This is a genomic window from Sporosarcina oncorhynchi (assembly GCF_033304615.1).
Classification (GTDB): domain Bacteria; phylum Bacillota; class Bacilli; order Bacillales_A; family Planococcaceae; genus Sporosarcina; species Sporosarcina oncorhynchi.
In genome coordinates this window covers 141,253-162,453 of sequence record NZ_CP129118.1, presented here as the reverse complement: position 1 = coordinate 162,453, position 21,201 = coordinate 141,253, and the positions used below count along the sequence as shown (strand labels likewise).

At 40.2% G+C, this 21,201-nt stretch carries 24 protein-coding genes; 17 read left to right on the top strand and 7 right to left on the bottom strand.

Annotated elements, in window-relative coordinates:
- The first annotated feature begins 43 nt into the window (after positions 1–43).
- The 7 genes from QWT69_RS00820 to QWT69_RS00790 all read left to right on the top strand — a co-directional run bounded on the left by QWT69_RS00820 (position 44) and on the right by QWT69_RS00790 (position 5,584).
- Positions 44–496, top strand: a complete 453-nt coding sequence (locus QWT69_RS00820) for an SRPBCC family protein (RefSeq protein WP_317970833.1) — start codon at positions 44–46, stop codon at positions 494–496.
- 299 nt (positions 497–795) lie between these two features.
- Complete coding sequence (locus QWT69_RS00815; RefSeq protein ID WP_317968051.1) at positions 796–1,305, top strand: sigma-70 family RNA polymerase sigma factor; 510 nt, start codon at positions 796–798, stop codon at positions 1,303–1,305.
- A complete protein-coding gene (locus QWT69_RS00810; RefSeq protein ID WP_317968050.1) occupies positions 1,298–2,230 on the top strand; it encodes a hypothetical protein in 933 nt (310 codons plus the stop codon). The genes QWT69_RS00815 and QWT69_RS00810 overlap by 8 nt, the downstream gene beginning before the upstream one ends.
- A 141-nt stretch (positions 2,231–2,371) precedes the next feature.
- Positions 2,372–2,869 (top strand): PH domain-containing protein, encoded by a 498-nt coding sequence (locus QWT69_RS00805; RefSeq protein ID WP_317968048.1) that lies wholly within the window; start codon positions 2,372–2,374, stop codon positions 2,867–2,869.
- Positions 2,869–4,365 (top strand): PH domain-containing protein, encoded by a 1,497-nt coding sequence (locus QWT69_RS00800; RefSeq protein WP_317968046.1) that lies wholly within the window; start codon positions 2,869–2,871, stop codon positions 4,363–4,365. Before QWT69_RS00805 ends, QWT69_RS00800 begins: the two co-directional genes overlap by 1 nt.
- Positions 4,366–4,635: 270 nt before the next feature.
- Positions 4,636–5,061, top strand: a complete 426-nt coding sequence (locus QWT69_RS00795; RefSeq protein ID WP_317968044.1) for a hypothetical protein — start codon at positions 4,636–4,638, stop codon at positions 5,059–5,061.
- Positions 5,062–5,179: 118 nt separating this feature from the next.
- Positions 5,180–5,584 carry a hypothetical protein gene (locus tag QWT69_RS00790; protein ID WP_317968042.1) on the top strand — a complete coding sequence of 135 codons (405 nt, stop codon included), beginning with the start codon at positions 5,180–5,182 and terminating at the stop codon, positions 5,582–5,584.
- A gap of 479 nt (positions 5,585–6,063) precedes the next feature.
- On the opposite strand, the gene QWT69_RS00785 is transcribed toward QWT69_RS00790, so the two are convergent.
- Positions 6,064–6,471: a virulence activator alpha C-terminal domain-containing protein gene (locus tag QWT69_RS00785; RefSeq protein ID WP_317968040.1), complete on the bottom strand. Its 408-nt coding sequence runs from the start codon at positions 6,469–6,471 to the stop codon at positions 6,064–6,066.
- Between the two features lie 124 nt (positions 6,472–6,595).
- A complete protein-coding gene (locus QWT69_RS00780; protein WP_317968038.1) occupies positions 6,596–7,459 on the bottom strand; it encodes an aminoglycoside phosphotransferase family protein in 864 nt (287 codons plus the stop codon).
- Positions 7,460–7,939: 480 nt separating this feature from the next.
- On the opposite strand from QWT69_RS00780, the gene QWT69_RS00775 reads away from it, so the two are divergent.
- From QWT69_RS00775 to QWT69_RS00760, 4 genes are all read left to right on the top strand, one after another.
- Positions 7,940–8,446 carry an RNA polymerase sigma factor gene (locus QWT69_RS00775; protein WP_317968036.1) on the top strand — a complete coding sequence of 169 codons (507 nt, stop codon included), beginning with the start codon at positions 7,940–7,942 and terminating at the stop codon, positions 8,444–8,446.
- Positions 8,439–9,380: an anti sigma factor C-terminal domain-containing protein gene (locus QWT69_RS00770; RefSeq protein ID WP_317968034.1), complete on the top strand. Its 942-nt coding sequence runs from the start codon at positions 8,439–8,441 to the stop codon at positions 9,378–9,380. Before QWT69_RS00775 ends, QWT69_RS00770 begins: the two co-directional genes overlap by 8 nt.
- A 203-nt stretch (positions 9,381–9,583) precedes the next feature.
- The gene (locus QWT69_RS00765; protein ID WP_317968032.1) at positions 9,584–9,796 is read left to right on the top strand and encodes a hypothetical protein; all 213 of its coding nucleotides are present in this window, start codon (positions 9,584–9,586) and stop codon (positions 9,794–9,796) included.
- The gene (locus QWT69_RS00760) at positions 9,789–10,049 is read left to right on the top strand and encodes a type II toxin-antitoxin system RelE family toxin (protein WP_317968030.1); all 261 of its coding nucleotides are present in this window, start codon (positions 9,789–9,791) and stop codon (positions 10,047–10,049) included. The genes QWT69_RS00765 and QWT69_RS00760 overlap by 8 nt, the downstream gene beginning before the upstream one ends.
- Before the next feature lie 146 nt (positions 10,050–10,195).
- Here the strand turns inward: QWT69_RS00760 and QWT69_RS00755 are convergent, their stop codons facing one another.
- Both QWT69_RS00755 and QWT69_RS00750 read right to left on the bottom strand, forming a co-directional pair.
- Positions 10,196–10,609 carry a universal stress protein gene (locus tag QWT69_RS00755; protein ID WP_317968028.1) on the bottom strand — a complete coding sequence of 138 codons (414 nt, stop codon included), beginning with the start codon at positions 10,607–10,609 and terminating at the stop codon, positions 10,196–10,198.
- Positions 10,610–10,633: 24 nt separating this feature from the next.
- Positions 10,634–12,043 carry a SulP family inorganic anion transporter gene (locus tag QWT69_RS00750; RefSeq protein ID WP_317968026.1) on the bottom strand — a complete coding sequence of 470 codons (1,410 nt, stop codon included), beginning with the start codon at positions 12,041–12,043 and terminating at the stop codon, positions 10,634–10,636.
- A gap of 122 nt (positions 12,044–12,165) precedes the next feature.
- Here QWT69_RS00750 and QWT69_RS00745 point away from each other — a divergent pair, with 122 nt between their 5' ends.
- The 3 genes from QWT69_RS00745 (at position 12,166) to yedF (ending at position 14,286) form a co-directional block, all read left to right on the top strand.
- Positions 12,166–12,714: a helix-turn-helix domain-containing protein gene (locus tag QWT69_RS00745; protein WP_317968024.1), complete on the top strand. Its 549-nt coding sequence runs from the start codon at positions 12,166–12,168 to the stop codon at positions 12,712–12,714.
- A gap of 134 nt (positions 12,715–12,848) precedes the next feature.
- Positions 12,849–14,057 (top strand): selenium metabolism membrane protein YedE/FdhT, encoded by a 1,209-nt coding sequence (gene yedE / locus QWT69_RS00740; RefSeq protein ID WP_317968022.1) that lies wholly within the window; start codon positions 12,849–12,851, stop codon positions 14,055–14,057.
- Positions 14,047–14,286: a sulfurtransferase-like selenium metabolism protein YedF gene (gene yedF / locus QWT69_RS00735; RefSeq protein ID WP_317968020.1), complete on the top strand. Its 240-nt coding sequence runs from the start codon at positions 14,047–14,049 to the stop codon at positions 14,284–14,286. The genes yedE and yedF overlap by 11 nt, the downstream gene beginning before the upstream one ends.
- A 539-nt stretch (positions 14,287–14,825) precedes the next feature.
- Here the strand turns inward: yedF and QWT69_RS00730 are convergent.
- The 3 genes from QWT69_RS00730 to QWT69_RS00720 all read right to left on the bottom strand — a co-directional run bounded on the left by QWT69_RS00730 (position 14,826) and on the right by QWT69_RS00720 (position 17,140).
- The gene (locus QWT69_RS00730) at positions 14,826–15,998 is read right to left on the bottom strand and encodes a spr1629 family repressor/antitoxin (RefSeq protein ID WP_317968018.1); all 1,173 of its coding nucleotides are present in this window, start codon (positions 15,996–15,998) and stop codon (positions 14,826–14,828) included.
- A 25-nt stretch (positions 15,999–16,023) separates the two neighbouring features.
- Complete coding sequence (locus QWT69_RS00725; protein WP_317968016.1) at positions 16,024–16,773, bottom strand: spr1630 family ClpXP-sensitive toxin; 750 nt, start codon at positions 16,771–16,773, stop codon at positions 16,024–16,026.
- Between the two features lie 166 nt (positions 16,774–16,939).
- Positions 16,940–17,140 carry an ATP-binding protein gene (locus tag QWT69_RS00720; RefSeq protein WP_431312330.1) on the bottom strand — a complete coding sequence of 67 codons (201 nt, stop codon included), beginning with the start codon at positions 17,138–17,140 and terminating at the stop codon, positions 16,940–16,942.
- Positions 17,141–17,348: 208 nt separating this feature from the next.
- Here QWT69_RS00720 and QWT69_RS00715 point away from each other — a divergent pair, with 208 nt between their 5' ends.
- Genes QWT69_RS00715 through QWT69_RS00705 form a run of 3 tightly spaced genes read left to right on the top strand, consistent with a single transcriptional unit; the run spans position 17,349 to position 21,125 of the window.
- Positions 17,349–17,882: a sigma-70 family RNA polymerase sigma factor gene (locus QWT69_RS00715; RefSeq protein WP_317968014.1), complete on the top strand. Its 534-nt coding sequence runs from the start codon at positions 17,349–17,351 to the stop codon at positions 17,880–17,882.
- Between the two features lie 52 nt (positions 17,883–17,934).
- On the top strand, positions 17,935–18,660 hold the full coding sequence (locus QWT69_RS00710) for an ABC transporter ATP-binding protein (RefSeq protein WP_431312329.1): 726 nt from the start codon (positions 17,935–17,937) through the stop codon (positions 18,658–18,660).
- A complete protein-coding gene (locus QWT69_RS00705; RefSeq protein ID WP_317968010.1) occupies positions 18,660–21,125 on the top strand; it encodes an ABC transporter permease in 2,466 nt (821 codons plus the stop codon). The genes QWT69_RS00710 and QWT69_RS00705 overlap by 1 nt, the downstream gene beginning before the upstream one ends.
- Positions 21,126–21,201: the final 76 nt, after the last annotated feature.

Below are 21,201 nucleotides of genomic sequence, written 5' to 3'. Positions count from 1 at the left end.
CGTGATTTTTCGTACACTATTTGTAAGAGAGGTTGTGAATGAAATGCTCATTATTCATCATGAAGTCTATATTGAAGCGCCCATCCATGTATGCTTTGACCTTGCTCGCAATGTGGACGTGCATACCGTAACGACGGCCAAAACGAAAGAACGGGCAATTGGCGGTGTAACAGAAGGGTTGATGCAACTCGGTGACACAGTTACATGGGAAGCCGTTCATTTTGGAATCAAGCAACGGCTCACAGCTAAAATTATTCAGATGGATACCCCTTATTCATTTACAGATGTGATGGTTTCCGGGGCGTTTCAATCGTTTACCCATGTGCATACATTTAGGAAAAGTGGCAATGGAACGATCATGGAAGATAATTTTACGTATACTTCTCCACTCGGATTCATCGGAAAAATAGCAGATAGCTTATTTCTAGAGCGTTACATGCGGAAATTCCTCGTAGATCGAGCGATGGAATTGAAGAAAATTGCAGAGAGCAAATAAAAGTATGCAACGGATTATCGTCCGTTGCATACTTTTATTTGTTTGTGTCTATTTATATACATAGCATAATCGTTTCTTGAAGCTAGTCTTCTCGATTTTTGTATATATATCGATTGAGTAGCGCATTTTATCAATCGGATAATTGTGTATATCGATTGGATAAGAAATTATATAAAAATTTCGGGACCTACTAACTAGTGAAATACGCCATTTTCTCAAACTTCTCTGCACTTATTTCACAAAACGACAACCTTTCACGCCTGAGCTCCGTTAACATGAGTAGAAGGGGCGGTGAGAGAATGGATTCGGGGGAATTGGAAGAGATTATCGATGAACATGGAGCACATTTACTGAAAATGGCTTACTTCTATTTGAGAGATCGCGAAATGGCTAAGGATATCGTGCAGGACGTGTTCTTTTCCTTTTATGATTCGTCGAACTATGAGGAACAAGGCAAATTACGTGCTTACCTTACGCGATTAACAGTCAATCGTTGCAAAGACCATCTAAGAAGCTGGTCGTTCCGCAATCTTTTGTTTAGTAATGAATGGATTGAGACAATACAGAAGCAACAAGATCCTTTAATTTTGAATGAAGAAAAAACAGATATTGCAATCGCCATAATGAAATTACCGATTAAGTACCGAGAAATTATTATCTTTTATTACTACGAGGAATACAAAATACGAGAAATTGCCACTCTCCTCGGTCTATCGGAAAACACAGTGAAGGCTAGAATGGTGAAGGCGCGGAAATTGTTGAAGATCGATCTGCAAGCTGATTATTGGGAGGTGCTTTCAATTGAATGAAGTGAAAAAGAGTTTGGATGCCGTTGCCGGAAATATGACAAATGACAAACTAGAATTGAAGCAGAGAATCCTTTCCGGTCGGCGCAAACCGAAAAGACGGAATCCCTTTCCGCTAATGGCCACTGCTATCGTCACAGCTGCGATTCTATTCTTTACGTTCAATGTGTTTCAAGACGGGCTGTCCACTGCAGATAAAGATGATTATGAAGTAAATGAATTCATCTATGACTATCAGCTTCAGTTAATGCAAAAGGACGGAAATGAAAGCCCGGAATTAGAACAAGATGTACTCCAGGGTTTACTACATGTAGATGCAATTGTCGATTATGCTAAATCTCTTGGTTATTTAGAAGACACGATGGCCATTGATGAAAAAATAATTCAGGAAAAAGAAACATTCTATTCGACTATGGATAATGAACAACAGGAAGCTATGCAAGAAGAGGTATTCGGCATTTCGTATGAAGACTATTTCCATAAAATCCTCAAGTGGACATTCCAAAATGCGGAAGCTGTGAATTGGCTGGAACAGCATCCGCCAGATGACAGCAAGACACATAGTGAAGTGTTAAACCAGTTTCAAAAGAAACATGAACAGTCCATTACCAATTTCATAGAGGGGAAAGCCATTACTTCATTTGACTCTTCCGCTAAATATGCAGAGCTAAAAGGAACTGTAGTCGCTATAGAACCCCATCAAATTCTTGTTGCCTACGGAATAGAAGTTGAATCCAATCCAGGATGGGCAGCAGAAGAATTAGTGGATGCCGGATACGCTGCCTGGTTCCACATCGATAAAAATATAGACGCGATTGAACCGAACATGCAAATCAGACTAAAATATGATCCGCTATCCTACCCGATTGCGCAAATCGAGCATGGAACTGTCTTTCAAGATGTCCTCGAATGGGCACATGTGAATTAAAGAACAAGTTCATAGTAAAAACAGAGAGCCTTCACTTTTATGCTCTCTGTTTTCAATATCCTATCCTATATGTCCTTCCAATGAAACTTTTCTTTATTTTCATCGTAAAGAGTATAAAGGTTTATTGAAGGGGGCATTACCATGTTTGCATCTATTGAAGAACCATCAAAACGGTTATCGAAAGAAATTATTCCCGCAATGAGATGGAGCGCTTTAATCAGCGTTGCCATCGAAGTGGTCATTGCTGGGATTCTATATGGAGTTAGCATCTATTTCGCATGGCCGGACTGGGTCAACTGGCTTCTCCTAATTGTGGCTGCCATAATTGTAGCCGGCGCCATTTGGTCAATTGGATTCCGTCCATTTTTCATGTTTAAAAATACCCGTTATGAAGTGACGGAAGAATTTTTGCAATTAAAATCAGGTGCCTTCCACGAAGTGCATGAGCTCGTTCCGATGGCAAAGATCCAGGCGGTTTCAACACATCAAGGACCCATTCTAAGGCGATTCAACTTGTATTCGATCGCTATTGAAACAATGGGCTCTACTCACGCCATTGCAGGGTTGCCAAAACAAGTGGCCATTGACGTAAGAAACCGGATTGCCCATCTTGCGAAAATTCAGGAGGTGGATGAATAATGGAATTTAAACGGTATCATCCTGCGACAATTCTATTTGATTTATATGGCTTCGTGAAAAATGTGGCCATTTTTGCGATAATGTTGTTCGTTTTTAATTATGGTTCGGAATCAATGCTCGTCCGTATTGGTCGATGGGCTTTGTTATTCGGAGCCGCTTTGACGCTAGTCTCGTTACTGCTGAAATGGTTTTCCAACCGGTATGCCGCAGATGAACAGGCATTTCATTTGAAAGCAGGTATTTTCCAAAAGACGGAGCGCACCATTTATTATGAAAAGGTTCAGAATGTCCAAAGGCGTACATCGTTTTTGCACAAACTGTTCCACATGACGTCGGTTTCATTCCAAACCGGAGCCACCGGGGTTGATGCCAAAGTCGAGTTCAAAGCAGTGACACAACATGAAGCTAATCGATTGGAATCGTTAGTAAAAGAAGCTAGTACTAAACCTGTCGAAGTTCCAGATACGGATGCTCATTTAATGGAAATGGATAAGGGAGAAATAGAACGCGTCATCCATTTCACCCCGACGCGCAAAGATGTCATTAAAGCATCTTTCACGTCCCTCAGTTTTTTGTTCCTAATTGTCATTGCCGCGTCCGCCTTTTCTAAAATTAACGCATTATTTGACGTTGAAGAGGCTGTCGAGGGATGGGTCTTATCCTTATTAACCTCTGGGTGGGTCATTGCGGGTATTGCAACGGTGTTAATTATTGTGTCTTTCACAATCGGCTATATCCGGACATTCATTACATATGGTAAGTATGAAATTGCTTCGGACGATGCACGGATATATATATCCAAAGGTGTGTTGGATGAGTCTGCTTTTTCGATTCTGAAGAAACGTGTTCAAGGGATAGAAATTTCACAGTCATTTATGAAACGGTTGCTTGGGTTAGCAGAAGTGAAACTGATCAGCGCGGGTAGTCTTGGGAGTGACGATGATGAAGTGAGTACACTCTACCCTTTCCTGCCGGTAAAAGGTGCGTATTCAATGATTGAGGAAATGTTGCCCGACTACGAAGTGAGTACTGAATTGAAACAACTTCCACGCAAATCATTAGTTGTGAGAATCATGAAGCCGTATTGGTTCTGGCTCATTGTAACAGCAGCACTTACGTATTTTCGAACGAACCTATTTGATAAACCGAATGTATGGTGGATGATTTCAATTAGTCTTCTTGCAGTGCTCGTGCTTGCACGCATCGCGAATTACTGGAACACATCCTACGCGATAACAGACCGCTTCATCCAATTCACCGAAGGGACTTTAGGAAAGACCACATACTTGACGCGCCGCGATAAAATCGTAGAAGTATCGGTTAAACGGACAAAATTACAACAATGGACAGGACTCGCCACAATAGGGCTTGTCAACCGCGCGCAACCCGTGCGGCATGCTAGTTTACCTGACGTGACTGTCAACGAAGCGGCCAGATTTTACAGCTGGTATGCATTGCGCGGAGAAGAAGTTCGGGTGGAACAAGAACGAAAATAAGTATATGCATATGGATTTATAGACTTTAAAGAAAAAGGAATTTATATTCCATTCATTTTTCGCACTATTTTTTCTTTCTATAAACTTTATTACGGTCTAATTTTAATCGCTTACTTATTCTTTAAAAAAATAAGCAGAATAATCATGAAATCCAAAAAAATAAATGCTATACTTGAATGGAAAGTAATTGGTTTATGAACAAAGGCAATGTTCCGCTAACGGGCCATTTTGTTAGGTAGCTACTGAGGAAATCAGTTGGGAGAGAAGACTATGAAAAAGAGTATTGTTGCGGGTCTACTGGTATTAATTTTAGGTATTAGTTTTTATTTGTATCTAGAAAACAATAAAAAAACGACTTTTGGCGAAGCTTTTAAAAATGGATTTGATCATAAATCCATTACTGAAATAACAGTTGAAGACCGTCAATTTCCTGATAAAGAATTCAATTTGACTGAGGCACAGCTAATGAATATTGTCGATGAAACAAGTGAAATGAAGATTAGAAAGGTTAAGTCTACACCAATGATGAGTTATGAAGTCAAAATACTTTATGACGATAAGGGAATTGAGAAAACAACAGGATTCGTTCTAGGTTACAATAATGTTTTGCAAATGATTGATGGTCATTTTTATGAAATAACAAGTCCCAATATTTTGTCTGAAGAAATTAGAAAAGAACTAAATGGCATGAAGTAAATACCACTGCTAACGGGCGCGATTCTTGCGTAAGTGCTTTGCTGCGTTCGGGTCAGTTTAGTTAAAAAAACAAGAGATATTGAAGGATTATCAGCAAAATTGAAAGGAGACATATAGTTTGATTGATTATTTTGAACGTAAAATTAGATTAAGGGACTTTGAAGTGTGGGATGTTCGAATTAGCGACCAACATTATGCTTTAGCTATATTAGATGAATTCCGACCTGCCACATTTGATGATTTTGAAATTCCTAATTTAATTTATGAGGAAGATGACCAACGTGCAAACTATGTCTCCGCAACATATTTCTCTGAGGAATCTGTGAAAGATGACCATCGAGAAATACTCGGTCAATTTGCACGAATGCTTACAGAACACTTGGCATTGGCACATTGTGAAATGATTGTTAAGTTTTATCAAGAGAAACCTGAAAAAGCGATAGAACTAATAATGTTAACAAGATACGGTTTCAAAGAATCGGATATATTGTTAGATAAGTTATTGCACTTTAATCAAGAATAAAGATCTTTAGTCCCTCTTCACCTAACAGATGTATTAACCCGACAAAGTTGTGCAAGAATCGGGTGCTATTAGAATCAATTTAGGGTTAGGAGGAGACGTAATGAACAAATATCATCGGTCTAGCTTACTGTTAATTATCATTGTTTCTATAACGATAATATTATCTACGTATTGGTTGGATTTAGAGATTGGATATGGAATTATACTGTTGCTCATAGCTGTTGGATATACTATTTATCTAAATTTTAAAGCACTTAGATATGAACAAAAGAAAGATAAGCAGCTTCAATAATCGGGCGCGATTGTGTAGTAATAAATACGCCCTTCTTAACAACAAATGCGCTCGAAGCTCCGGGCGTATTTGTTGTTTTCATTATAGATTAGTCGTCAAAACAATTGCTGTTTAAGCTGTTAGTAATATTGTTTTGGGATTCCTTTATCCAAAAACTCGAACTTCTCCTCAGGACATCTGCCTATATTCAATCTTCCTCTAGAACAACAGCTGCGTTAAAATATTCTTCCATTAAATCCCTAGCCTCTTCAAACGGCAACATAGAATCCAGTGAAGCGTCCGCATCCCATAGTGATTTGCATGCTTCAACTAACTGGATGGTTTCTTCACACCATTTAATGTACTGCACCTCCTGCTCCAATCCTCTACGCAACACAGCAGAAGATATAAGAATTCGAGGTGTCATGTTTTGCCGCTCCTGAATTGATTTCCATGCTTCCTGTACCGTTTGTGTCATCTCATCCAGACGCTTTTGCCGCACTCCCTGGTAATATTTCAGTTGAAAGATAACCTCATTCACAGGGATATTATCCATGAAAAAGACTTGCAATAGAAAAGGATCTCGAATTTTCGGGATTTCAGGTGGAGAGCCCACCTAGTTTGTTATTTCCTCAATACTGCCTTCAAGATGAAGAAGGTTGGTGAATGGTTCCGAAAGTTTGACTAAATGACTTGATATAAGCACAGAACGTGTGCAGTTTTCTCGCGCTCTATATGGCTTATCGTAATACTTTTTTTAGGATTAAAAGATTTTCCTTAAGAAATGACGCGTTCTTTTCAATTCCACGGCGTTTACACCAGCCGATACTATTAAAAGCATCAGTAAATTGATAAAAAGGCAACACAACCTCTAAATCAATTAGTGGTCTTATCGTCTCATAGCCTTCTTGATAGGACCGATACAAGCTAATATCGAAGCTTAAAAAATCACGATACAGTTTGATGAAATCGATTTCTGTTGAGCCAAATCGTACACTTTCAAAATCTATCATGCCTGACACTCTATCTTCATCAACAATTATATTAGCTGGACGAAAATCCATATGAATAAAGCTCGGGCCATCTGAAGGAGGGAGCTGTAGTTTCATATTCTCAAACTTTTCAATAGCCTGTCTGTATAATCTTTCATCCAAAACTTCCTTTACATCCGCAGCAAAACTATAAAATTGACGTTCTACAAAATTAGACCAGTCCGGAAATTCATTTTGAATGCCAGTTAACTGTAACGTAGTAGGCGGCTGAATTTGGTGCATAGACGCGTGAAGAACCCCAACCTGAAAAGCTACTAAAGGTAAGTCCTTATTTGTTAGCGGTTGCCCTTTTAATTCGGATAATAAGAACGCACCTGGACACTCCTCATTACCAGGCCAATAATCTAACATTTTAGGAATGGAAACTCGATCTTTTAAGATCTCATAGGCTTCCAACTCTCGCTGACACTTCAATTTTGTATAAGGTATTTTCAAAAAGACATTTTCCCCGTTAGTCAAATTGCATTTATAAACTGTGGAACTATGGGAATCCTCAACCTCGTTTATCGCTAACACATTCAGTTTGAACTGTTGAATGACCCGATTTAACATTCAACCCCTCCTTTTCTTTTGAAGCGTTTGGTAATTCGCAGCTATGTTTCGATACGAAGGTGATATGTTGTGATACGATGCGTTTACCTTTCGATACGCGCCTTTTATGTTTCGTTGTGACTGCTACGTTTCGATACGAAGCTATTACGTTGTGATACGATGCATTTATCTTTCGATACGCGCCGTTTATGTTTCGTTGCGACTGCTACGTTGTGATACAGCACAGCTATATTTCCATACTGTTATCGAACTTATTCAAATTTAGTCAATTTGAATAAGTATAACATTTCATTTCCGAAAAATTTGTTTCTTATCAACTCTCATTCAGAAAGTATAAACTAATCCTGTCTTTAGCACTTGGCAAAAAATGTGTCGCGAGATATATATTTACTCGTTTCTAACCACTATTTTTAATTTAGTTGTACACTATTTCAATCCAAAAGACTCTTTAGTAGTGAAGGGCGTTAGAAAGGAGGAGCTATGGACTCTCGGTTTTTGTTGGAGGTATATAACAAACAGGCAAAAATGATTTATTTTTATTTACGAAAGAATGGTTGTAGTCATGAAGATGCGGAAGATATTGTGCAAGAAAGTTATACGAAGTATATCGCTTATAGCAGCGGAGTTCCATCTGACAAAGCCCTCTCCTATATCTTCACCATATCTATGAATGAATTCAAAAAGACATTGAAGAAAAAAGGAAAAGAACAAATCATTTCAATCAATGAGCTTCATTTCTGGAGCAACTTTTCGAATGACGAAGATACTGAGGAAAGTGTCTTACATAATGAGATGAATGAAGAGATTTCTCTAGTACTGAATCAAGTGAAGGAAGTGTATAGACAGTTACTTGTACTAAAATATGAGCTTGAGCTGAGTTATAAAGAAATCGCCCTATTATTAGGAATGAAGGAAGAAACGGTTCGAACATATTTATACCGAGCACGGAAGGATTTCCAAGAGAAGTGGAGGAATACAAATGGATGAAATCACAGAGGATATATTTGATGAAAAGAGGATTAAAAAGGCATTAAAAAAAGGGAAAAGAAAGACAATCATTACAATCGTTTTCGTTTCAATAATAGTATTTGTCGTACTAACTGTTGCCAATTTCGCTATTTCCACCTACTACAGTGAAAAGGCGTATAAGCAATGGGATGCTTACGTTCGCCTTACTACTCCGAATGGTTATATTAGTGAAACGGTGGATTCGAATGGAATAGTAGGTGGCCAGAGTCATTATAAAGTTTCCAAGGATATGAAGATAAAGTCAATTGTAACCGAACAAAGTCAATATTATTATGGTTTGAAATCCGCCTCATTAATTTCAAGAGGTCATGGTGGCAGTATTGGAATCACTGGTGAGGACTGGCAGTTTACATATAAAGAAAATGGATGGCGCGAAATGCTGTTTTTCCATCCAGATGTAACGTATAAAAAATATAATAACGATGAAGACCTGATTACTCAAATGGAAGGTGATAAAATCTATGAAGTAGCCCTCTCTTTTGATAAGCCCTATACGTTTAGTGAACTTCCTTTATACGGACTTCCAGAAATGACTTGGTTCTGGTTGAATACCTACAGCGAAAGCCAATTAGGGATCATGCAAGAAGAGGCAGAAAACCACGATTGGTCATCGACTTTTGTGCGAGAGCATGGAGCTTTAGGTTTCTCAATTAACACTGCAATCCCCTCCGCTAACAACTTTAAAGGTGGATATACTAACTTTTTAAAGCTTTTACAGACGAGTGCATATATAGACCATGAGAAAGCCTATAGTAAGATGAAAGATATGAAACCAGATGATGTAGAAGTATTAGGAATCGTCATTTATGGCACAAAGAGTGAAGTAGCAGAGATTATCAAAAAGCCGTTGATAAAAGCATCTTCATTGGGCGGAGTCATTGATAATTATTGATCAATGACTTGTCTTGATATTTGAAAGGCCGCTAATTCTATGCGAATTAGCGGTTTATTCTTTTTGTTTTAGAATTATGAAGCAGACACTTAAGTGATCTCGGTGGGTAGAACCACAACACAAAACTTGCGCTATGAACACGCACCGATAATCAGAGTTCTTTATTAACTGTGCTATAATTATGTAAAAAGGCGGTGATTAGGATGATGGATCGCAATGATTTGCATAGATTAGTGGATGAATTGCCAGAAGGAAAACTTCCTCGCCTCGGTGAACTTTTTCGTCATTTGTTCGATGAAGAGGAAATGGAATTGAACGAGATAACGAAACAAGAGTTAGCAGAAGCTATGGAACGGGTTAAAAACGGTGAGTTCGTCAAACTAGATGAACTTTTGGAGGACTATCACGATGTATGACCTGAAAATCGACAAGCAAGCAGTCAAGTACATCAAAAAGGCAGATGAGCTAACTCGCAGAAGGTTAATAAATGCTTTGACGGAATTGGCGGAATCTCCTTTTTCTGACCCTCATGTGAAACGATTGAAGGGTTATACAAATTTGTTTCGAAAACGTGTTGGCGACTTAAGAATAATTTTCGAAATTAATCAAGGTGAAGTTATCGTTCTTATTTTGAAAATTGGAAGCCGCGGAGATATTTATAAAATATAAAGAACGTCTCTTTTATCTAAAGAAGACGTTCTTTTGTTATTGAAGTTAGATTAATCAAAGGCTTTTCATAAACAAAAGAATTGTCTAATAAACCGTATTCCGTCTCTCCGTGGACCACACACTACTGCACCGTCTGAACAGATGACTTACTTCACAACCGTCACTGGACAATCCACATGCTTCATCACTTTGTGGCTGACGCTGCCGAGCACCATTTCCTGGAATGTGCTTAGCCCGCGGCTGCCGATGACGAGCTGGTCGATATCATTATCATTTACATATTTAATGATTTCAAGGCTAGGATTACCTTTCAACATTGTAATATCCGCCTTCACACCCGCTTTTGTTGCGAGTTCAAGAATAGGATGCACTTTCTGCTCCCTTTTCAATGAAAGGCTTTCCGGACTTTGCGCTAACAAACGCTCATCTTTTGCCTTGCTGTAGTCCGCTACATAGATGATGTTCAAATGGGCTTCCGGTACAAGTTGCGCAAGTTGTATGGCATGTTTGGCCGCACGCAACGCGTTTTCAGACCCATCAATCGCTACAGCTATCTTCATATAGATTCCTCCCTGATTGTCATTTCAAAGTAACTTTTCGTATAATTGTTCACTTGAAGAATTTAATCCTACAATTTTCACCTTCACACCTTTTCCCTCAAGTTTCTGAACTACTTTGAAAATTGCCCCTACCGCAGATTCATCCCACAGCTGGCTATCTTCAAAATTAATGATGATATCCTTCTCGGTCATTTTTTCAAATGATTGAATGAACTTTGTTGTGGAAGCGAAGAATAATGGTCCTTTGATTTTGTATTCCCCTTCACGACTCGTTACAGTCACGCGCGAGATTTTCGCGACGAAAAACAACGCACTTAAAATCACACCAACTACAACGCCAATCGCGAGATTATGTGTGTATAAAATAATGACGACCGTAGTAAGCATGACAAGTGACTCTGTTCTCGGTGCCTGTTTCATGAACTTGAACGAACCCCAGTTGAATGTCGTCATACTAACCATAATCATGACCCCTGCAAGAACCGGCATCGGAATCTTTGTCACAAGATCACCTAGTACAATGATCAAGAACATTAAAAACACACCTGCTGTCAATGTCGATAAACGTCCGCGACCGCCTGATTTGATATTAATAATGGATTGTCCGATTAGTGCACAACCTGCCATACCACCAAAAAATCCTGTAATGGCATTGGCAATCCCTTGCCCGCGTGCTTCACGGTTTTTATTGCTCGGCGTATCTGTCATATCGTCAAGCACTTGTGATGTCAGTAATGATTCTAGTAAACCGACAATGGATAGTGCCAACGAATACGGCAAGATAATCTTCAACGTTTCGAAGTTCAACGGGATATCCGGGAAGAAAAATGTTGGCAATGAATTCGGCATCGTCCCTAAATCCCCGATTGTCTGCATTTTCACACCGCTGAACAACGCAATCGCTGTCATCACAACAATTGCTATTAGCGGTGCAGGAATGGCAGTGAAAAAGCGCGGAATCGCATATACTAAAATTAATGTAATCATTGCAAATAAAAATGCCGTCGTTGTAGACCCGAACCAATAGCCCACTTGAGACATGAAAATCATGATCCCTAACGCATTTACGAACCCGAGCATGACAGAATTGGGTATAAAGCGCATCAGATTCGCGACCCCAAGTCCGCCGAGAATAAGTTGAATAATCCCTGTCAAAATCGTTGCAGCAAGTACATATTGCAATCCGTGATCTGCCATCAAACTGACTAGCACTAACGCCATCGCTCCGGTCGCCGCCGAAATCAACCCTGGCCGACCGCCTACAAATGATGTAATGACGGCTATCGTAAATGACGCATATAACGCAACACGCGGATCAACGCCCACAATAAATGCAAAAGCCAATGCTTCAGGAATGAGGGCTAGTCCTACAACGATACCCGCCAACAGGTCCGCGCACACATTCCCAAACCATTGTTGTTTTAAACTATACATATTCCTAAAGAGCCCCCCTCATGACTAAGCTTACAAATAGCTATACCCAATGATAGAATGTTAATAGCATATCATTTTAAATCCCAGAAGTGAATAGTTTTGGGAACTCCGAGGTGAATAAAATGAACTATGGATACATCCGTCCGACTGTAAAGGACCAGTCAGGCACGGCTCAATTACAAGGACTTATTCTAGATAAAATATTTACTGAATCCCATGGACTTGCCAAGAAACGAACGGAACTTGAGCAGTTATTTATGAACGCACAAATAAATGATGAACTATACTTTCAAAACATCGAAGTTCTCGCCGATTCCATGCAACAGCTACTCGATGCACTTCGGCTTGCCGAACGCGATAAGATCGTCATTCATTTCATTGATGAACAATTGACGAATCAATCGATTATGAACTTTACATTGCAACAAAGCGTTACGTTTTTCATGACAATCCAATCAACACTTTTCAGCCACTCTTCCACATTCACTTTGCAAGAAGCCAAAGAGCAAGGCAAATCGATTGGCCGCCCACGAAAATCGGATGAAAACCTACAACGTGCGTTCACGATGTACGACAGTAAGAAATATTCACTTTTTGAAATTAAAGAAGCAACCGGTATTAGCAAGTCTACGTTATACCGGTATTTGGATGAACGTTCCCCGGGGAATTAAATAGGAATCATGTTTAATAAGTAACGATATTATGTATGATTGATGAGGTCGTTATTTTTTCTTCCGGTAAAGCCTTGCTTTCTCACTCCTTAGGTCTAAAATAGAAAAGTACTTTAGATGAGGAGCAGTTAAAAATGAAAACAATCATTCAACCTATTTTTCAACGCTATTGGAACCCCTATGTCGTATTATTGATTGCAGGGATCCTCAGCGCTCTATACTTTGGCCTGACTTCAACGGTTTGGGCAGTTACTGGCGAATTCACCCGTCTTGGAGGAGATATTTTAAAACTGTTCGGTGTTAATATTTCCGGTTGGCAATATTATGACATGGTCCATCTGCAAGGTTCGACTTGGAACCGTCCCGATGGCTGGATTGTCTGGGGTATGTTTGCGGGTGCACTAATTATGGTGTTACTCAGTAATAATTTCAAGATTCGGCGTCCCCAACAGAAACGCCGTTACGTCCAAGGACTTGTCGGCGGTATCATCGCCGGGTTCGGTGCGCGTTTAGCACTTGGATGCAACTTGGCTGCATTCTTCACAGGCGTGCCGCAGTTCTCATTCCACTCATGGATTTTCATCGTCGCAACTGGAATTGGCACGTATTTCGGTGCAAAACTGACGAAGACGCGCTGGTGGAAAGGGCGTCCTACGTTAACAAAAGGTGCTGCGAAGCCTTCTACAATTAAGAAGCGCATTATTCAGCCTTATGTCGGCAGTGCACTTGCGATTGCCTATCTCAGTCTTACGATTTACTTCTTTGCAACCGGTCAAAAACTGCTTGGTTTCGGTGCATTATTTGGACTCGCATTCGGCATTCTGATTGAACGCGGACAAATTTGTTTCACTTCAGCCTTCCGTGACCTGTTCCTTGTAGGACGCAGCGTCATGGCAAAAGCAATCATTGTCGGGATGGCTATCAGTTCCATCATAACTGTCATCATTATATCCGTATATGACTTGACGCCAATCACGCAAATCGCTGCATTGAGCACGTTTGTCGGTGGTGTACTGTTCGGACTTGGGATTGTTATGGCGTCAGGTTGTGAAACGGGAATGATGTATCGTCTGATGGAAGGCCAGGTCCTCTTCTTGCCTGTTTTCGCCGGCAATATTATCGGTGCCACTTTCCTTGCTTATGCATGGGATCATTTAGGTGTGTATGATGTATTGGCAAAAAGCGGAACGAAGATCAACTTGTTGGATTCCATCGGCCCAGTCGGCGCGATTATTGCAACACTCGCTATGCTCGGCATACTTTACGCATTTACCATTTGGCAGGAAAAACGCTATCACCGTAAATTGACGATGAAGAGAGGAGTGAGAACACATGCAAGCTGAACACGAAGCCGATTTCACACTTGATTTGCGCGGAGAATCCTGTCCCTACCCCGTCATCTACACATTAGAGGCACTTCAGGGGATGAACAAAGGGGAACTTTTACAAGTGATCACCGATTGCCCAGGCTCCTTCCGCAATGTCCCGGAAGAAGCGATTGCGCATGGCTACACATTCGCACAAGATCCTGTTAAGAACGGACAGGAATACCTGTTTTATATTTACGCTTAAGAAAAAGCAGAGATTTGTAAACGTCTCTGCTTTTTCCTATCCAAATTTCCAGTCATCTGCCTAGTCGATAATATCTCCAGTAAGACAAGATCAGCACAGCACCTGATATGTACATGAGCTCACTATGCTCATTCAGGAAACTGTATACGAATATCGTAAATCCTCCACAGCAAGGATGCCGGCAAAAAGTCGATCTTGCATTTTCATGCGAAAACGCCGGTCTTCCCTATCCCTTTGTTGCATATAGCGGTGGATGTGTGACTGCTCTTCCAAATACCGAGACAATTTTTATGCAAAACTGTGTAGTTCACCGGCACTTTGCAGCAATTTGCACACGCGGGCTGTATGTATTTAATTATACAGCTTTATCCACTGATTCCCATCTTAAGACGGCTACTTTATCCTATTTCCAACCGACCAATATCAGGACGGATCGGATAGGACGCTGGAACAATCAACGGACAAAGAATTATTTTTAGAGGGTTTATAATAATTTATCAACTTGACGTAGAAGTGAATTAAAGTGACTCGGACTTTTTTCAAATCTTTCTTTCTCTAATATAACTGACACCATAAAAAGTAGGTTCCTTCAAGTAAGAAGAGAGAAGACTTTCATTCAAACCCAATATTTTGGCAATCAGCTTTTCGTTATAATTCGTAATAGTGATGAGATCTTCAAGCGTGATAATTTTATTATCAAATAAAAACTCTAAGGAACTTTTGACTTTACCTGGTCGAATAACTTTTATCTTGTCATCTAATGGTTCAATGTACGAATAATTATAACGATTTAAGGAAGCATAAAAGTACCTATGTTGTTCATACGTCAGATAGCCTAACTTGCGTGCATAGTGGGCCATTGCACTAATAGATACCGACCACTTTTCCTTTAAATCAATATAGGCGTTTGGATTGGAAAGTCTTTTAATCTGTTGTATGTCTTTAGTGAATTCTTTTTCGGGCATAAGGAAGTAGGATGCAAAGTCATGTGCTTCCGCTTCGACTTTTTTATATTCAGACTTGGTCAACTCGCTTAACTCCATTTTATAATGAAGCAAAAGATGGCCAAGTTCATGGGCAAGATTGAAATTCCTCCTTACAAAGGACTTTTTTGCAGTTCCCAAAATGATAAACGGTTTATCATTTTTGCTCCATGTGCTGTATGCATCAATATCTTCATCTAGATGCTTTTCCAGGACAAAAACACCGTTTTTTTCGAGGACAAATAAAAGCTTTTTATTATCATCGCTGAGTCCCAATTCTTTTCTGGCATATTCAGCGATATGTCTAATAACCTCTGTTCTGTCCATATGTTCAGAAGTCTCTCCGATAAATCGGATACAATAATCCCGAATGATTAGAAGTCTATTTTCAGGGTACGCTATGTACCCTTCTAATAGGTTTATGAATCCATCTATAAATTCTAAATGCGTGGCTTCATATCTTGTTTTCACAATACTGTTTATCTCTTTCGATCGATAGGCTAATAAACTTGGATCAAAATCTGTTTTACAAGATTTCTCCTCATAAAAGTACTTCGTTTTGACATTAAACAGCTTTTTGAATTTGTTCACAACTTCAAGTTTAGGTCCATTATAATTATTCTCATACTGCCATATGGATTGTTCACTGACATTTACTAACGTCGCCAACTCGTTGCGAGAATAGCCGTGGAGTAATCGAATGTCGGTCAATTTTTTCCCAACAAACATAATACGCCCTCTTTTCTACTAAAGTTTATGCATCTTCTTCTTTTTCTTGCTCGAATGAATTAAAGTCAAACTCAGAAGCTGTCCCAGAGAACTCTTCTTCAGGAATATTAACAAGTTCTTGAATAGCTTCTAAATTGATATGTGCACCTGTGTGATTTAAATATTCTGTTAAAGAATCAATTTTTACCATTTCTACCTTACTGTCTTTTTTATACTCAGGCATCCATAAATCTATAGACATCAACATTCGGCTGGCGGGGTCAATCATATACGTCAAAATATAGAAGTGCTTATATTGTTTTTGAAGCTCTTCTATGTCCTTGGCTTCAGTCAATACTGGTTGCATTTCTAAACTTGGAAATTGAAGCGTCCCTTGCTTGGTTCCCCTTACTTCGTCAAAATCAATATCTGAATTTATTTTCGACAACCTCACCAAATAATTCTCTGTGTTGGAAGTATCTAAAACAGGTTCTTTTGATTTCCCTTTTATGACATTCGCATTTTTGATGATGATTAGATTACTTTCTTTTGGCTCTTTGAAACTCAGGTACTCCCATGTATATCCAGCTTTCTCTTGTTTAAATTCGATGCCGATTTCTTGAAGCTCTTTAGCCACTTGATGTTCTATATGATTTCCTTTAACCCAGGCATACGCACCGCTAACGAGTAATTCCTCTCGTTTTTCTTTCCTTACTTCAGCATAGTCACTATAGCCTTGTTCTATTCCTCTTACTAACCGCAGATTAAGTTCCTCACCCAATTTATAAACTGACATGTCCTTCCCCCCATTTTTTCAAATTAAGCAAGCTCTCTTTCCTTAATGATAACCTAATACCAAAGAAAGTCCACAGTTTGCAGACATTTATTAAAGCCCATCTAACCAATTTGCTAAACACGATTAACCTGTCAGATGCAAACAGTTGATTATATCGAGTCAGCGGTCATTTAAAATGCCCCGTTTTCGGCATAACCGGAAGAGAAATTGAAAAAGTCATGCCTTTGCCGAACTCGCTTTCTACAGTGATCTTTCCTTGATGAGCATGGATGATTCCCCTCACAATCGCGAGTCCCAGTCCCAGTCCCAGTGCCCTTCCGTTTCCATTTGCAGAACCGGTAGAATCTGTGTAGAGTCTCTCGAAGATGGAGGATAGGTGTTCTGCTCTTATTTCGTCATATTGATTAAACGAGACTGCTACGAAAAAAGGTAATCTTTAACCGATAATAAAAGCTGATTTCAGATCTCTATGTGACTTCTAAATCTTTATTTAAAAAGTGAATCGAAATCTAGTTTTGCAGAGTCTAATGAGCAGGGAGGTGTTCTACATTCTTACTATTCAAAGTGCCCTTGTCATGAAGGCTCAAACAGGTGATGAAAAGGCTTTTTACGAATTACTTGAACCACTACAGGCTCAATTATATCGAATTGCGTTCGTTTACGTTCAAAATGAGGAAGATGCCGTTGATATTTTTCAGCAGTCTGTTATCCGTGCCTATGAAGCTTTGCCTAAGTTAAGAGAACCGCAATACTTCTCCACTTGGATTACACGTATTGTCATCAATTGCAGTAAGACCTACATAGAAAAGGCTAAACAGACAGACCCTACTGATCCAAGCGAGCTAGATACATATGCTTCATCGAACAATCCTGATATAGATGAACAGTTGGATTTATGGGAAGCGTTAAGAAGGCTGGAGGAAAAGTACAAAACGGTCTTATTGCTCCGCTTTTATCAAGATCTTACCGTAAAGGAAATTGCACTCATTCTGGATTGTCCAGAAGGTACTGTAAAGACAAATATCCGGCGGGGGTTACACCGTTTGCGACAACAATTGAAAGGGGCGTACATAGATGAATGGGTTCAATCCGTTGAAGCAGGTGATTGATCAAATACCTGTCCCGGAATCGAGGTTAACAGAAATTTTGCGCGTTGAAGGCATGTCGAAAATATTTAAACAGAAAGAGCATCAAGTTGAAGCATTGAAAAATATTCACTGCTCTATTTATAAAGGTGAAATGGTGGCAATCATGGGGACGAGTGGGTCTGGAAAGAGTACGCTGCTCAATATGATCAGTGCGATTGATGAGCCGACGACGGGAACAATTTTCTTATTTGGAAAAGAGGCTAATTCCATTTATAAGGAACCACAATCATCAAACTTCCGGAAAGAGAATATCGGTTTCATCTTCCAATCCTTTCATCTGCTAAAAGACTTATCTGTTGAAGATAATATCGCACTGCCACTTATTTTAAATGACATTCCAACGAAAGAAACAAAAACCCGTGTCGAAGCAACGATGAAGCAGTTAGGCATCGCTAACTGGCGGAAGCATCGGCCACACGAGTTGTCAGGGGGACAAAAACAGCGGGTGGCAATTGCCCGCGCAATTATTACTAAGCCCCCCATCCTGCTTGCCGATGAGCCGACGGGATCGCTGGACGTGAATACGACAGATGACATTTTACAGTTGCTTGTCGACTTGCAGCAAGAAGGCCAGACTATTTTGCTTGTCACGCATGATCCATATGTCGCGACATTCGCAGATCGGGTTCTATTTTTCCACGATGGCATGATCGTCGATTCCTATCAAAACAATAAAACAACTGATGATTTAGATGCCATCCTTTCAAAATTCAAGGTTATTACAAGAGGTGAGCGCTAATGTTCAATCTAAAAGCGATTGCCTTCAAGCTATTCCGCGCTGCCAAGGCACAAGTGATGACAAGCATCAGCATTATTGCGATCACCATTTGCCTGATCACGACAATGGGTGTTTATATTTGGAACGCAAAAGCGCAGATGGATGCTGAAATGCATGCATTGTTCGGTGATGCGGAAATGACCGTTGGATTTAATCCAGAACAACAGAAATGGATTACAGCTGAACAATACAATAGCATTGCCAGTACAGAAGGCATCTCGGAAGCTTCTCCTGTCTTCCTGACACACACTACGATCGAAGGCATTTTGCCGACCGTTTATACAATAGGCGCGGAAAATGACGATCTAGTGAAAAGTCGTTACCACTTTGAATCGGATTTAGGGAATAACGAGGTTATCATTTCAGCGAAGATCGCTTCTTTATTCAGTAAAAGTGTCGGGGATACAATTGATGTCGAATATACTCCATTCATCATCAAAGAAATCCTTGACCCCCTGCCAGGAGTGCCCGACGTTGAACTAGTCATTTTATCGAATGCCACTGTGAAACAATGGGTCGATCTTCCTGATACTAGTGCCGCTGGCTTATTTTCACTACTCAAATTACAGGAAGATGCTTTGCCTTCGCTAATCAGCAATGCGTTAATTCAAGTAGACGACGAATTCCGAATCGATATTACGAATGAATATGATTTTGTGAAAGCCAATTTTCAGGCACTTGCAATTTTTATGATTGTCCTATCAACTTTCGTATTCATCGTCGCTGCCGTGTTATTGCTGTCCACTTTCCAACTCATGTTCTTTAAATTGAGGGAACAGCTGATGGTATTGCGGGCTCTAGGGGCAACTGCAAAGCAAGTCGGAAAGATTGTCCAAATCCAACTGTCAGCAATCATCGGATCAGGCGTTATAGCAGGCATCCTCCTTAGCATGGTCGTTATCCATCAATGGCTGCCATTCCTTATCCGAAAGATGAGATTACCTGAAGCGCATACAGAGTTCCCATTCGGGTTGGCGATAAGTATTGCTGTCATTGCATTTGTATTGCTGCAAGTCATCATGCAGTGGCAAGTGCAAAAAAGCATGCAACTGTTGCCCATGCAAATTGAGGAAGAAAACCACGAACCCTCTTCCCGCCTGACGAAAGTGAAACTATACGTGCTCGGACTTATTTCGGCTTGTGCGCTGCTCATTTTATTTTCATCCGTCTTTGAAGAGAACGATGGGAAAAGCGCGTTGCAAACGGTCATCGGAAGTTTGCTTATTTGCGTGCTCGTCCTCTATATGATGCCATTTTTGTTCAGCCGATTGCTTAAACTTATCCTTCAGCCTGTTCGGATACTATTCGGGAAGGAAGCCTATTTGGCTTGTAACCAACTGATGCCGCAAGTCCGTCGGAACATGCCGATTGTGCTCAGCATTATCGGCTTGATGGTCATTTTGATTTTCGGCACAGCTCTATTCAAGACTATCCATCATAATGAAAAAGCTTATATTGATTTTCTATATGAAACACCTGTAGTCATTCATAATGATTTGCTGGACCCGACTCTGACAACTGAAATCACACGGGATATCGAAGCTCTCCCGACTGTTGAGTATGCCTACGCAAGAAGTGACTACCACTACTTGGAACTTCATCTCGAGAATCTATGGCAAGGAGCAGACTATCAGGCAATAGATGTGAAGAAATTTGTTGAAAAAGGAAAGATCAGAGAAATCCATGGAGATATCGAAAATGGAGTGATCGTTTCAGAGAAGTTTGCGGAAGACCACTCATTGTCTATAGGAGACGTGCTTCAGCCAGCGATCTATAATCTGGATTGGCAAAGCAAGGAAGAAGTGGAACCGGTTAAAATCATAGGGACAATCAGCTCCTCGGAATCTGATACGCCTATTCTATTTGATTGGTCCGCCCCAATTGCGATAAACGCTCATTTAATGGTGGACGAGATTATGGTGCAAACGGCAGAAATTGAACAGACAATGGCCGCTTTGCAATTTTTGCATGAGCAATGGCCAGCCTTGACGTTTTCTGATTATGAAACCTTTACAGCTCAAAGTGATCAACTATTCTTTCAGCGCTGGAGCCTCTTTGCAGGAGTCATGTTCATCTTAATAACTGCCACTTGTTTAGGTGTCATTCAGACGCTATTGCACACAATCTATGGAAAACGGAATGATTACGCGGTTCAACGCTTGATCGGCCTGACCCCGAATGGGCTCGTTAAACTTATTTTGACACAAGTTCTTTCGTTTGTACTTTACGGTTTGGCTGTCGGCACCATCTTGGGCGTCATCTTTACACAATTGCTCGCATTGATCGATACGGACACAGCGATTGTGTTTGATTATAAAACAATCCTTTTCGTCACCTGCTTCTTTCTGCTGGCAGTCTGTCTCATCTTCACCCTGCAAGGCCGCTGGATCAGCCGCCGAACATTGGGGAGTGAATTGGGGGAATAGGTTTCAGATAATTTCATAGTGAAAATATGGATCGGGACACATAAAACGGACAGCTACTTCTTCAGCCTATGGAGAA